Source organism: Brevundimonas sp. SORGH_AS_0993 (assembly GCF_030818545.1).
Lineage (GTDB): Bacteria > Pseudomonadota > Alphaproteobacteria > Caulobacterales > Caulobacteraceae > Brevundimonas.
In genome coordinates this window covers 2,616,016-2,628,097 of the sequence record NZ_JAUTAH010000001.1, presented here as the reverse complement: position 1 = coordinate 2,628,097, position 12,082 = coordinate 2,616,016, and the positions used below count along the sequence as shown (strand labels likewise).

Genomic DNA, 12,082 nt, shown 5'->3' with positions numbered 1-12,082 from the left:
CCATGACCCTGTCCTCGGTTCCCCCCACGTCCAGCCTGCCCGTGAACCGACTGGCGGAGGGGCGCGCCGAACGGCAGGCGGCCGAGAACGATCGGGCGACGACGCGGCTGCGCGAGGCGCAATCGGCCCTGGCGACGCTGAAACAGCGGACGAGCGCTGCATCCGACGCACGCAAGGCCGCCGCCAAACAGAAGGTGGACCAGATCCGCGCCCGGCTGCAGATGCTGAAGATGACCAGCCCCGTTGATCCCAAGGCCGTGGCCCAACTGGCGCGAGAGCTGAAGGCGGCGGTCAGCGCCTACGCCGGGACGGGCGGCGCCCCGCAGGACCTGGCCGACGGCACGAAGGCGGCCGCCCAGACCACCCAGGCCGAGGCCCAGGCGGGAGACTCGACGGTCGCGGCCTCGCAGCAGACGCCGAATGATCAGTCCGGCCAGACGACAACGGCCGGCGACGCCGAAACCGACGCCAAAACCGGCTCCGAGCCCGATGCCGAAGCCGAAGCCGACAAGGCGGACAAAACGGCCGCGACCGAGACCAATCCCTATCGCCGCATGGCGCAGGAGGCCGAGGCCCGCACGGCCGAGACGGCGAGCCGCAACGCCGCCGCCCAGGCCGACCGCGACTTTCTGAGCGAGGCGCGTCGTCTGGCCGACGCCCTCAAGGCCCTGGCCAGACGCCCGGCGACGGCGCGGAGCGACGCGGACGACCGCGCGGCCAAACAGGCCGTGGCAGAGACGCAGAAGGCCGTCGAGGACGCCAGCCGGACCTTGGGCGGCGGCCTGCTGACGCTTACGGTGTGAAACCATGTCGCGGAACCGGCTGACCACCGACCGCCTGGTCCTTACGCCCGCCACCCTCGGCGACCTGACCGACCTGCTGACCTTGTGGAAGAACGAGGACTTCACGCGCCACATCATGGGCCGCGCCCTGTCGGAGGAAGAGATCTGGTTCCGCCTGCTGCGCGACCTGGGCCACTGGGCGGCGCGGGGCCACGGGAACTGGAGCGTCCGGCTGCGCGACGGCGGCGACTATGTCGGCAGCGTGGGCGTGTTCGACTATCGCCGCGACCTGGACCCGCCCTTCGATGCGCCCGAACTGGGCTGGGGCGTGGCGCCGGCCTTTCAGGGGCGGGGCTATGCGGCCGAGGCCCTGACGGCCGTGCTGGGCTGGGCCGACCGCGTTCTTGGGGCCCCGCGCACCGTCTGCATGATCGCGCCGGAAAACCTGGCGTCCTTGAAGCTGGCGGCGCGCGTCGGCTACCGCGCCTATGCGACCGCGATCTACAAGGATCATTCGGTCCAGCTGTTCGAACGGCCGTGCGCCGGGGCGTAGGCAGCCATTAAGGTTTCTGCGGCAGATTATGCGCCGAAAGACCGCCCGAAGTCCGTCCAGAGCCGCCCATGCCCATGTCCGTCGAAACCCTGCGACAGCATCTAGTCGACGCCTTCCCCGATGCGGAGATCGCGATCGAGGATCTGGCGGGCGACGGCGACCACTATCGCGCGCGCATCGTCTCGACCGCCTTCGCCGGCGTGCCGCGCGTGCGCCAGCACCAGATGGTCTATGCGGCCCTGAAGGGCCAGATGGGCGGCGAACTGCACGCCCTGGCGCTCGAAACCGCCGCTCCGGAAGGCTGAATCATGCGCTATCGTCCCTTCGGCGCGACCAGCTCCGCCGTTTCCAGCATCACCCTGAGCTTCGGCGACGAAGCCCTGGCGCGCGGGCGCAAGGCGGCGCTGGAGCTGATCTATTCCGCCCTGGAGGCCGGGGTGAACACCTTCCGGCTGGAGACCGCCGACCCGGTCGCCGCCGAGGTGCTGGGCGAGGCCCTGTCCTATGTCGAGCGCAGCCTGGTGTGCGTGATCCTGACCCTGGGCGTCGGCTACGGCCGGGGTCCGGATCGGGACTTTTCGGCCGAGGGCATGACCGGCGCCATCGACCGCGCCCTGCATTTCTCCGGCCTGGGCTGGATCGATCTGGCCCTGCTGCAGGAGCCGGGCGAGCATGAACTGCCCCAGGCGTCGCTCCAGGCGCTGAAGACCCTGCGGGCGACCGGGCGGGTCAAGCTGCTGGGCGTGGCGGGCGGCGGCCAAGTGATGGACGCCTATGTCTCCACCGGCGCCTTCGACGTCCTGGCCACGCCGCTGGACATCAACGTCGACTGGCGCATCCGCAACCGCATCCGCACGGCCCGCCAACAGGATATGGCGGTCTTCGCCTACGACTATTTCCACGACCGGCGGCGGCGTTCTCCGGACGAGCCGCTCTTCAAGAAGGGCCTGTTCGGCCTGGGCAAGGCCAAACGTCCGCCGGACACGCCGCAGAAGGACGCCTTCGGCTTTCTGTATCGCACCCAGGGCTGGACGGCCGAGACCATCTGCCTGGGCTATGTGCTCAGCGATCCGTCGGTTTCCAGCGTCATCGTGCGGGCCGCCGATGTCGAGCAACTGGCGCTCCTGACCGCGGTTCCCGAGCGCGACATGCCTCCCGGCCTGGCCGCCCAGATCGAAATGGGTCGCGTGATCGCCAGCGATGCGGCCTGACGCCGCCGCCGGATCACGGCCTCGCGCCTTGACCTGAGCCCCCGGCCTCCCTAGCTGACGGGCTTCACGAAAGGCCCTTAACCGTGACCGACACCGCCTCCGCCGACCCCGTCCACGCCTTCATCGGCGACACCGTCGCCCAGCACGACGTGGTGCTGTTCATGAAGGGCACGCCGGACCAGCCGCGCTGCGGCTTCTCCTCCCTGGCGGTGCAGATCCTGGACCATGTCGGCGCGGCCTTCGTCGGCGTGGACGTGCTTCAGGACGAGGCCCTGCGCGAAGGCATCAAGACCTTCACCGACTGGCCCACCATTCCCCAGCTCTATGTGAAGGGCGAGTTCGTCGGCGGTTCGGACATCATCCGCGAGATGTTCCAGGCGGGCGAGCTTCAGGCCCTGATGGCCGAAAAGGGCGTCGTCCTGGGCGAGGTCTGATGGCCCGCGCCCTCCTGACGCCGCGCGAGGACCGAGAGGTCTTCGTCGTTCCGCTGGAGGTCCGGCCGGAACACATCGACGCCAACGGACACGTCAACAACGTCGTCTATGTCGGCTGGCTGCAGGACGCGGGCACGGCCCACTGGAACGCGCGCTTCGACGAGGCGACGCGGGCGAAATGGTCGTGGGTCGCGACCCGGCACGAAATCGACTATCTGCGCGGGATCGAACCCGGCGCGACCGGCGTGGTCGCCCGCACCTGGGTCGGCCAGCCGCAGGGGCCGCGCTTCGATCGCTATGTCCGCATCGAGGACGCCCAGGGCCGCGTCTGCGCCCAGGGCGTCACCGAATGGGTGCTGGTGGACGCCGCGACCCTGAGGCCGCAGCGTATTCCGCCCGCGATGCTGAGCGTGTTCGAAGCTATTTCAGCGGGTTCATGATCCGCGCCGGCGTGCCGGGCGCCAGGCCCAGGTCGGCGTAGGTCCAGCGCAGTTCCACGCCGTCGGGCGCCAGGGCCTTGCACAGGTCCGGCTTGGTCCGGCGCAGGGTGATCTCGGCGGGCGAGCTGTCCGACACCAGGACCTCGAAGTCCGACGCCTGGGTGCAGCCGTTGGAATCGATCCGCGCGACCAGGGCGCCGTCGACGAAGCGGGCCTGACGGATCGCCTCCCCGACGGGCGCGTCGTTGCGCGAGACGTTGACCACCATCTTTTCCCCGGCGTCGCTGTCATAGATGACGCAGGCCGACAGCAGCGGCGCGGCCAGGGCCGCGATCACCAGTCCCTTGACGACGGCGCGCATCACTGACCCGCGGGCGCGGTGACGACGCGGGTGGTCGGCTTTTCGGTCGAGACGATGATGCAGCCCGACAGCAGCGGGGCGGCGATGGCGATGGCGAGAGCGAGACGAAGCATTGGTGTGTTCCCCAGTTGAAGCTTGACCCTTACTTGGCGCGCCGGCGGGGTCCAAGGCACGTTAATTCGCGGCAAGGCAGATGAACAATCGGACAGGCCCGGGCTTGATCGCGGCCCGAGAGGGCTTAGCTGGAAATCCTCCTCGCCGTTCGGACACTGCCCATGAGCCTGCTGTTTTCACCCCGCCGCGTCGGGCCGCTGACGCTGAAGAACCGCATCGTCGTGGCGCCCATGTGCCAGTATTCGGCCGTCGACGGTGTGGCCCAGCCCTGGCACGCCCAGCACCTGGGCCGACTGGCCGTCTCCGGCGCCGGCCTGGTCATCGTGGAGGCGACGGGGGTGGAGGCGGCCGGCCGCATCACCCCGGACGACACCGGCCTGTGGAACGACGCCCAGGCCGAAGCCTTCGCCGACATCCTGAAGGGAATCCGCACCTATTCCGACACGCCCATCGGGGTGCAGCTGGCCCACGCCGGGCGCAAGGCCTCGACCAGCGCGCCATGGAAGGGCGGCGGCGCCCTGTCGGCCGACGATGGGGCCTGGGAGACCTTCGCCCCCTCGGCCCTGCCCTTCCGCGACGACTGGCACACGCCCACGGCCATGACCGAGGCGGACATGGACCGGGTGGTCGACGCCTTCGTCCAGGCCGCCCGCCGCGCCGACCGGGCCGGGTTCGACCTGGTCGAACTGCACGCCGCCCACGGCTATCTGCTGTGCGAATTCCTGTCGCCCCTGTCGAACCAGCGGACCGACGCCTATGGCGGCTCGGCCCGGAACCGGGCGCGCTTTCCGCTCAGGGTGGCCCAGGCTCTCCGCGACGCCTGGCCCCGGACCAAGGCCCTGGGCGCGCGCTTCAACGGCTCGGACTGGATCGAGGGCGGGGTGAGCCTGGAGGAGGTCATGGCCTTCGGCCAGGCTCTGCACGCCCTGGGCTACGACTATCTGCACCTGACCAGCGGCGGCAACGTTCCGCGCGCCGCCATTCCCGGCGACCAGCCCGGCTATCAGGTCGCGTTCGCCGAGGCGATGAAGGCCGCCGCACCCGAGGCGACGGTCATGGCGGTGGGTCTGATCTTCGATCCGCAACAGGCCGAAGCTGTCGTGGCGTCGGGTCAGGCGGACCTGGTGGCCATCGCCCGCGCGGCGCTGGACGATCCGAACTGGCCGCGTCACGCGGCCGTCGCCCTGGGCGCGCCCGAGGACTTGCCGGCGCAATACGCCATGGCCGCCAGAGGCCGCTGGCCCGACTACGGTCGGTCGCTCTGACCCCTCAGGCGCGGCGCTTCAGGTCTGGGGCAGCTGGTAGGGGTTGTTGACGCTGACGGGAGAGCCGGGCTTCAGGCCCAGTTCCTCGAACGACCACTTCAGCTCGACCCCTTCGGCGCGGTTGTCGCGGCACTTGTCCTCGTCGATGCGGCGCAGGGTGATGACGGCGTTGCCGCCCTGCAGGCTGACGATGGGGATCAGGTCTTCCTTGCGTGTGCAGCCGTTGGAGCTGACCCAGAAGACGGCCTGGTCCTTGGTGAAGGCGGCGGCGTGGATCGGCTCCAGGGCGCCGGGCATGCCGACGGTGGAGACGGTCGGTTCGCCGTCGCTCGCGCAAGCGGCCAGGCTGGCCGATGCGGCGGCGATCACAGCCAAGCGTTTCATGATGGAGTCGCGCAACAGACGACCTCCCCTGCCTCGAAGCCTGAACCGGCCGAGAATGCGCCTGTTCGCCCGTCGAGGGAACAGGATATAAAAACGAAAGGCCCCGGACGAATCCGAGGCCCTCCAAACTCAAATCCAGAAGCGGCTCAAGTCGGCCGAAGGCCGATAGCCGCTCTGAAGAAAGCTCCGCTTACGAAGCGTAGTATTCGACGACCAGGTTCGGTTCCATCTTCACCGGATACGGCACGTCCGACAGTTCCGGGACGCGGACGTAGCGAACGGCGAACGAACGGTCCGACAGTTCCAGATAGTCCGGCACGTCGCGTTCCGACGACTGCTGGGCTTCCAGCACCAGGGCCATGTTGCGCGACTTTTCCTTCACCGAGACGACGTCGTCCGGCTTCACGCGATAGGAGCCGATGTCCACCTTCTTGCCGTTGACCAGGACGTGGCCGTGGCTGACGAACTGGCGGGCGGCCCAGACGGTCGGGACGAACTTGGCGCGATAGACGACGGCGTCCAGGCGCGATTCCAAGAGGCCGATCAGGTTTTCCGAGGTGTTGCCCTTGCGGCGCGTCGCCTCGTCATAGGTCTTGGCGAACTGCTTTTCGGTGATGTTGCCGTAGTAGCCCTTCAGCTTCTGCTTGGCCTTCAGCTGCAGGCCGAAGTCGGAAACCTTGGACTTGCGGCGCTGACCGTGCTGGCCGGGGCCGTAGGAGCGCTTGTTGACCGGCGACTTGGCGCGGCCCCACAGGTTTTCACCCATGGCGCGGTCGATCTTGTATTTGGCGCTGTGGCGCTTGGACATTCTATTCTCTTTTCAGCGATGCGGCCCGGCGTCCCCTGGATTGGGAATGCGATCTCAACGGCGGTCCACGCATCTTCCGTCATCAATCCCGCCTGCGGCGAACCGAGACGTGGAAGGCGGCGCTTATGGCCATGCGGACCTTCGGAGTCAAGCCGGACGGGCCGTTAAGCACGATGGCGCGGAACCATGCCGCAATCTCTCCCTTCCCTCTGCACACGACACCGCCGAGGGAGGAAAGGAGGATTGAAATGCGAACCGACAAGAACAGCTTTCAGGCCGGCCTGTCCGACCGCGGCTTCGAGACCCTGAAACGCAAGCTGGTCGATCTGGTCGAACCGTTGAGCGACCATCAACTGCTGGATCTGGCCGACGGCATTCACGAGATGCTGCGTCAGCGTCGCGCGGTGCGCCAGCATCACGCCGAACGGATGAACGACCGCATCTGGCGCGCCGTCGACCTGCGCATCTGACGAGAACGCCCGCCGGAGCGGTCTCCGGCGGGCGTCACAGTCTTCGATTCAGGGCCGCCTTACTTGGCGGCGTCGAACAGGGCGTTGACCTTGTTCCAGTTCACCACCGACCAGAAGGCCTTCAGATAGTCGGCGCGGCGGTTCTGGTACTTCAGGTAATAGGCGTGTTCCCACACGTCGGCGGCCAGCAGGACCGCGCCCTTCTCCTCGACCACGTCCATCAGGGGATTGTCCTGGTTCGGGGTGGAGGTGATCTTCAGCTTGCCGTCCTGAAGGATCAGCCAGGCCCAGCCCGAGCCGAACTGGCCGGCGCCGGCGGCGTCGAAATCGGCTTTGAACTTGTCCAGCCCGCCCAGGTCGGCGTCGATCTTGGCGGCCAACTCGGCCGAGGGCTCGCCCGTCTGGCCCTGTGGCGCCAGCAGTTCCCAGAACAGGCTGTGGTTCCAATGGCCGCCGCCGTTGTTGCGCACGGCCTTGGGCAGTTTGGAGATGTTGGCGAACAGGTCTTCCAGCGACTGGCCCTGCAGGGCGGCGTCGGCGTCCACGGCCTTGTTCAGGTTGTCGACATAGGTCTGGTGGTGCTTGTCGTGGTGGAAGGTCATCGTCTCCTTGTCGATGGCCGGCTCCAGGGCGTCATAGGCGTAGGGCAGCGGGGGCAGGGTGAAGGCCATGGGAGGTTCCTCTTTCCGACAGATCTTGATGGGCTGCACATAGGCGCCCGTTCGTGAAACCCAAGCGACAGTGCGGAGTTTCGTTCCGCCTTATCCGCCGCCAACGGTCAAGCTGGCAAGTTCGACTTCAGACAGTCGCGCACGGCGCGCTTCAGGTCCCCCGGCGCATTGGGTTCGTCCACCCCTTCGGCGGCGAAGACGGCCTTGACCGCGGCGTCCAGCCCCTTGGGCAGGGCCTCGACCACGCGGCGCCGGCCCTTTTCGTGCAGGCAGAAGCCCACCTCGCGGCAGAGGGCGGCGAACATCGGTTCATAGGCGTCGAGAGCGGTCATGCCGCCGCCTTAGCACCGCCCGGCGCGGCGGGACAGACGCTCAACCCTTCAGCCGTTCGGCGTGGAAGGCGATGTGGTCGGCGATGAAGCTGGCCATGAAGAAGTAGGAGTGGTCGTAGCCGGGCTGGATGCGGATCGTCATCTTCTGGCCGGCGGCGTCGGCGGCGGCTTGCAGCAGTTCGGGCTTCAGCTGGTCGGTCAGGAAGCTGTCGGCGTCGCCCTGGTCCACCAGGATGTCGTCATAGACCCCGCGCGCGGCCCCGGCCGCGATCAGTTTCGCCGCGTCGTGGCGGTCCCTGGCGGCGCGATCCTGCCCTAGATAGGCGGTGAACGCCTTTTCGCCCCAGGGGCAGCGGGTCGGCGAACAGATGGGGGCGAAGGCCGAGACCGAGCGGAACAGGTCGGGATGGTTCAGGGCCAACGTCAGGGCGCCGTGGCCGCCCATGGAATGGCCGCTGATCGACCGCGCCCCGGTCGTAGGGAAGTTCGCGTCGATCAGGCCGATCAGCTCGTCCGTGACATAGGTTTCCATGCGGAAATGCGGCGCCCAGGGGCCTTGCGTCGCATCGACGTAGAAGCCCGCGCCCTGGCCCAGGTCATAGGCCGGATCGTCGGCCACCCCTTCGCCGCGCGGGCTGGTGTCCGGCGCCACGACGATGAGGCCATGCTCGGCGGCGGCCCGATAGGCGCCGGCCTTGGTGGTGAAATTGTCCTCGGTGCAGGTCAGGCCCGACAGCCAGATCAGCACGGGAAACGGCCCCGGTCCGCCCGGCGTGAAGACCGACAGGGTCATCGGCGTACCGGTCGCTGTGCTGTCGTGCTTCAGATAGCGCAGGGTTCCGCCGTGGACGGCGTGGGTCTTGATGGTTTCCATTCAGACGCTCTTTCGGTGCATGGCGCAGATCTTGTTGCCCGACGGATCGCGCAGATAGGCCAGGATCATCGGCCCGAACGGCCCCTGACGCTCGCCGGGCGGGTCCTCGATGGCGCGGCCGCCGGCGGCGACGCCGGCGTCATGGAAGGCCCGAACGGCGTCGGCGTTTTTGGCGTAGAAGCCAATGGTGCCGCCGTTGGCGTGGCAGGCCGGTTCGCCGTCGATCGGCTTGCCGACCGCGAAGGCGCCCAGCCGCGTCCGCCACCAATAGCGCCCCTTGAGGTCCGGCCCCTGCCCCGGCTCGACGCCCAGCGCCCCCAGGGCGGCGTCGTAGAAGCGGCGCGAAGCCTCGACGTCGTCGGCGCCGACGGTGACGTGGGTGAACATGATCGAACCTCCCTGATCCAGGTCCGTTTCTATAAACAACGAACCCAGACGCTCCGCAAGTCGATCAGAACACCACCACCGACCGGATGCTTTCGCCCGCGTGCATCAGGTCGAAGGCTTCGTTGATGCGTTCCAGCGGCAGGGTGTGGGTGATCATGGGGTCGATCTCGATCTTGCCGTCCATGTACCAGTCGACGATCCTGGGCGTGTCGGTGCGGCCGCGCGCGCCGCCGAAGGCCGAGCCGCGCCAGACGCGACCCGTGACCAGCTGGAACGGGCGGGTGGCGATCTCCTTGCCCGCCTCGGCCACGCCGATGACGACGCTCTCGCCCCAGCCGCGATGGCAGGCCTCCAGCGCCTGGCGCATCACCACGGTGTTGCCGGTGCAGTCGAAGGTGTAATCCGCGCCGCCGCCGGTCAGTTCGACCAGATGGGCCACCACGTCCGACACGTCCTTCGGATTGACGAAATGGGTCATGCCGAAACGACGGCCCCACGCCTCCTTGTCGGGGTTCAGGTCCACGCCCACGATCATGTCGGCGCCGACCATCTTCAGACCCTGGATGACGTTCAGGCCGATGCCGCCCAGGCCGAACACGACGGCGTTGGCGCCCGGCTCCACCTTGGCCGTATTGACCACCGCGCCCACCCCCGTCGTCACGCCGCAGCCGACGTAGCAGGCCTTGTCGAACGGGGCGTCCTTCCTGATCTTGGCCACCGCGATCTCGGGCAGGACGGTGTAGTTCGAGAAGGTGGAGCAGCCCATATAGTGGGCGATGGCCTGCCCCTTGTAGGAAAAGCGGCTGGTGCCGTCGGGCATCAGCCCCTTGCCCTGGGTGCCCCGGATGGCGGTGCAAAGATTGGTCTTGCGGCTGAGGCACGACTTACACTGGCGGCATTCCGGCGTGTAAAGCGGGATGACGTGGTCGCCGACCTGCACCGAGGTCACGCCCGGCCCCACCTCGACCACCACGCCGGCGCCCTCGTGGCCCAGGATGCTGGGGAAGAGGCCCTCCGAGTCCAGCCCGTCCAGCGTATAGGCGTCGGTGTGGCAGACGCCCGTGGCCTTGATCTCGATCAGCACCTCGCCGGCGCGCGGGCCTTCCAGATCGACCTCGACGATCTCCAGCGGACGTTTGGCCTCGAAGGCGACGGCGGCGCGGGTTTTCATGATGCTCGATTCTCCGGAGGGCCCTATCGCTCGCCGCGCGTCCCCGCCTGCGCGGGGATGACGAAGCTCGCTGCGTGAGGGACAAAAGCGATGATTTCCCGCCCGTTCTAGGCCGGATCGTGCGGCGTCGAAATGGCGACAAACGCAAAACATTATTGCCTGACAGGGATAATCATGCTGCTTCATCCGCATGAGCAGCCGCTGGGACGGGATCGACGAATTCACCGCTGTCGCCGAACAGGCCAGCTTCTCGTCCGCCGCGCGTCGGCTGGGCCTGTCGACCTCGGCTGTCAGCCGGGAGATCGCGCGGCTGGAGGACCGGCTTCAGACCCGCCTGCTTCACCGCACGACCCGCCGGGTGGAGCTGACAGACGCGGGCCGCGACTTCCTGGCCCGCTGCCGCCGTCTGATCGACGAAAGGGACGAGGCCCTGGCCGCCGTCCAGCCCGACGACCAGGCGCCGCGCGGCCTGCTGCGGATGACCTGTTCGGTGTCGTATGGCGAGCGGTTCGTCGCCCCCGCCGTCAACGCCTTCGCCCGCCAGAACCCGGAACTGCGGATCGACCTGGACCTGGACAACCGGCTGCGAGACCTGGTCGGCGACGGCTATGACCTGGCGGTGCGGTTCGGCCATCTGACCGACTCGCGGCTGATGGCGCGGCGGCTGGCCTCGCGGCGGCTGATCCTGTGCGCCAGCCCCGACTATCTGGAGAAGCGAGGCGCGCCGCGCGACCTTTCCGAGATCGCCAGCCACGACGGGCTGCTCGGCTCGGCCGAACATTGGCGCTTCACCGAGGCGGGGCGGGAAGTGGCCCTGCGCCCCAGCGGCCGCTGGCGCTGCAACTCGGGCGCGGCGGTGCTGGATGCGGCGCTGCAGGGGTTGGGCCTGTGCCAGTTGCCGGACTTCTATGTGACGGACGCCCTGGCCTCGGGCGCCCTCGTCTCCCTGCTGGACGACGCCCGACCGCCGGACGAAGGCGTCTGGGCCGTCCATCCGCATCCCCGCCACGTCCCGCCCAAGGTGCGCGCCATGATCGACTGGCTGCAGGATCGGCTGTCGCCCGTCCGCAGAACGCCGGAATGGAGAACGCCGGAATGAACCTCGTCGTCCTGACCGGGGCCGGGATATCGGCCGAGAGCGGCGTGCCGACCTTTCGGGCGTCGGACGGTTTGTGGTGTGGGCATCGGATCGAGGATGTGGCGACGCCGGAGGGGTATGCGGCCGACCCGGCCCTGGTGCAGGACTTCTACAATCGGCGGCGGCGGCAGTTGGCTGAGGTCCAGCCCAATGCGGCGCACCGGGCGCTGGCCGATCTGGCGGCGCGGTGGGAGGGGGACTTCCTGCTGGTGACGCAGAACGTCGACGACCTGCATGACCGGGCCCATGCCGACACGCCGCCGGCGGCCGGGTTCGGCCTGATCCACATGCATGGCGAACTGCTGAAGGGCCGCTGCACTCGTTCGGGCGTGGTGATGGACTGGCCGGGCGACATGGCGGCGGACCAGCCCTCGCCCCATCATCCGCAGGGGCGGATAAGGCCGCACATCGTCTGGTTCGGCGAGATGCCGCTGGACATGGCGCGGATCGAGCGGGCGCTGGAGGCTTGCGACCTGTTCGTCTCCATCGGCACCTCGGGCGCGGTCTATCCGGCGGCGGGGTTCGTGCAGGCGGCGCGGTATGCCGGGGCGCGGACGGTGGAGATCAATCTGGAGCCGACGTCCGGCGCGCGCCTGTTCGACGAAGGCGTTTACGGGCCGGCGACGCAGGCCGTGCCGGCCTTCCTGGACACGCTGTAGTGACGAAAACGGCGGCCGCTGCGAAGGC

18 protein-coding genes are annotated in these 12,082 nt (G+C 68.4%); 10 read left to right on the top strand and 8 right to left on the bottom strand.

Annotated features, from left to right (window positions below):
• Window positions 1–2 precede the first annotated feature (2 nt).
• The 6 genes from QE389_RS12965 (at window position 3) to QE389_RS12940 (ending at window position 3,420) form a co-directional block, all read left to right on the top strand.
• Window positions 3–803 (top strand): hypothetical protein, encoded by an 801-nt coding sequence (locus tag QE389_RS12965; protein WP_307368016.1) that lies wholly within the window; start codon window positions 3–5, stop codon window positions 801–803.
• Between the two features lie 4 nt (window positions 804–807).
• Window positions 808–1,335, top strand: coding sequence for a GNAT family N-acetyltransferase (locus QE389_RS12960; RefSeq protein ID WP_307368014.1), 528 nt, complete (start codon window positions 808–810; stop codon window positions 1,333–1,335).
• A gap of 68 nt (window positions 1,336–1,403) precedes the next feature.
• Window positions 1,404–1,640, top strand: a complete 237-nt coding sequence (locus QE389_RS12955) for a BolA family transcriptional regulator (RefSeq protein ID WP_307368011.1) — start codon at window positions 1,404–1,406, stop codon at window positions 1,638–1,640.
• 3 nt (window positions 1,641–1,643) lie between these two features.
• A complete protein-coding gene (locus tag QE389_RS12950) occupies window positions 1,644–2,546 on the top strand; it encodes an aldo/keto reductase (RefSeq protein WP_307368008.1) in 903 nt (300 codons plus the stop codon).
• Between the two features lie 83 nt (window positions 2,547–2,629).
• Window positions 2,630–2,980, top strand: coding sequence for a Grx4 family monothiol glutaredoxin (gene grxD / locus QE389_RS12945; RefSeq protein WP_307368005.1), 351 nt, complete (start codon window positions 2,630–2,632; stop codon window positions 2,978–2,980).
• Entirely contained in the window at window positions 2,980–3,420 is a 441-nt protein-coding gene (locus QE389_RS12940) for a thioesterase family protein (protein ID WP_307368002.1), read from the top strand. The genes grxD and QE389_RS12940 overlap by 1 nt, the downstream gene beginning before the upstream one ends.
• Here the strand turns inward: QE389_RS12940 and QE389_RS12935 are convergent.
• Window positions 3,401–3,781 carry a hypothetical protein gene (locus QE389_RS12935; protein WP_307367999.1) on the bottom strand — a complete coding sequence of 127 codons (381 nt, stop codon included), beginning with the start codon at window positions 3,779–3,781 and terminating at the stop codon, window positions 3,401–3,403. The genes QE389_RS12940 and QE389_RS12935 overlap by 20 nt on opposite strands.
• A gap of 275 nt (window positions 3,782–4,056) precedes the next feature.
• Here QE389_RS12935 and QE389_RS12930 point away from each other — a divergent pair, with 275 nt between their 5' ends.
• The gene (locus QE389_RS12930) at window positions 4,057–5,160 is read left to right on the top strand and encodes an NADH:flavin oxidoreductase/NADH oxidase (RefSeq protein WP_307367996.1); all 1,104 of its coding nucleotides are present in this window, start codon (window positions 4,057–4,059) and stop codon (window positions 5,158–5,160) included.
• Between the two features lie 18 nt (window positions 5,161–5,178).
• Here QE389_RS12930 and QE389_RS12925 read toward each other — a convergent pair whose 3' ends face one another.
• Both QE389_RS12925 and rpsD read right to left on the bottom strand, forming a co-directional pair.
• On the bottom strand, window positions 5,179–5,544 hold the full coding sequence (locus QE389_RS12925) for a hypothetical protein (protein ID WP_307367993.1): 366 nt from the start codon (window positions 5,542–5,544) through the stop codon (window positions 5,179–5,181).
• A gap of 190 nt (window positions 5,545–5,734) precedes the next feature.
• Entirely contained in the window at window positions 5,735–6,352 is a 618-nt protein-coding gene (gene rpsD / locus QE389_RS12920; protein ID WP_307367991.1) for a 30S ribosomal protein S4, read from the bottom strand.
• 248 nt (window positions 6,353–6,600) lie between these two features.
• On the opposite strand from rpsD, the gene QE389_RS12915 reads away from it, so the two are divergent.
• Window positions 6,601–6,822 (top strand): hypothetical protein, encoded by a 222-nt coding sequence (locus QE389_RS12915; RefSeq protein WP_307367988.1) that lies wholly within the window; start codon window positions 6,601–6,603, stop codon window positions 6,820–6,822.
• A 59-nt stretch (window positions 6,823–6,881) separates the two neighbouring features.
• Here the strand turns inward: QE389_RS12915 and QE389_RS12910 are convergent, their stop codons facing one another.
• From QE389_RS12910 to QE389_RS12890, 5 genes are all read right to left on the bottom strand, one after another.
• Window positions 6,882–7,493, bottom strand: coding sequence for a superoxide dismutase (locus QE389_RS12910; RefSeq protein WP_307367985.1), 612 nt, complete (start codon window positions 7,491–7,493; stop codon window positions 6,882–6,884).
• 107 nt (window positions 7,494–7,600) lie between these two features.
• On the bottom strand, window positions 7,601–7,825 hold the full coding sequence (locus QE389_RS12905) for a hypothetical protein (protein WP_307367982.1): 225 nt from the start codon (window positions 7,823–7,825) through the stop codon (window positions 7,601–7,603).
• 40 nt (window positions 7,826–7,865) lie between these two features.
• Window positions 7,866–8,699, bottom strand: a complete 834-nt coding sequence (fghA, locus tag QE389_RS12900) for an S-formylglutathione hydrolase (protein ID WP_307367979.1) — start codon at window positions 8,697–8,699, stop codon at window positions 7,866–7,868.
• Window positions 8,700–9,086, bottom strand: coding sequence for a VOC family protein (locus tag QE389_RS12895; RefSeq protein WP_307367976.1), 387 nt, complete (start codon window positions 9,084–9,086; stop codon window positions 8,700–8,702).
• A 64-nt stretch (window positions 9,087–9,150) separates the two neighbouring features.
• Window positions 9,151–10,257 carry an S-(hydroxymethyl)glutathione dehydrogenase/class III alcohol dehydrogenase gene (locus QE389_RS12890; RefSeq protein WP_307367973.1) on the bottom strand — a complete coding sequence of 369 codons (1,107 nt, stop codon included), beginning with the start codon at window positions 10,255–10,257 and terminating at the stop codon, window positions 9,151–9,153.
• A 190-nt stretch (window positions 10,258–10,447) separates the two neighbouring features.
• Here QE389_RS12890 and QE389_RS12885 point away from each other — a divergent pair, with 190 nt between their 5' ends.
• Together QE389_RS12885 and QE389_RS12880 are read left to right on the top strand one after the other, a co-directional pair.
• The gene (locus tag QE389_RS12885) at window positions 10,448–11,356 is read left to right on the top strand and encodes a LysR family transcriptional regulator (RefSeq protein ID WP_307367970.1); all 909 of its coding nucleotides are present in this window, start codon (window positions 10,448–10,450) and stop codon (window positions 11,354–11,356) included.
• On the top strand, window positions 11,353–12,054 hold the full coding sequence (locus tag QE389_RS12880; protein ID WP_307367968.1) for an NAD-dependent deacylase: 702 nt from the start codon (window positions 11,353–11,355) through the stop codon (window positions 12,052–12,054). Before QE389_RS12885 ends, QE389_RS12880 begins: the two co-directional genes overlap by 4 nt.
• Window positions 12,055–12,082 lie beyond the last annotated feature (28 nt).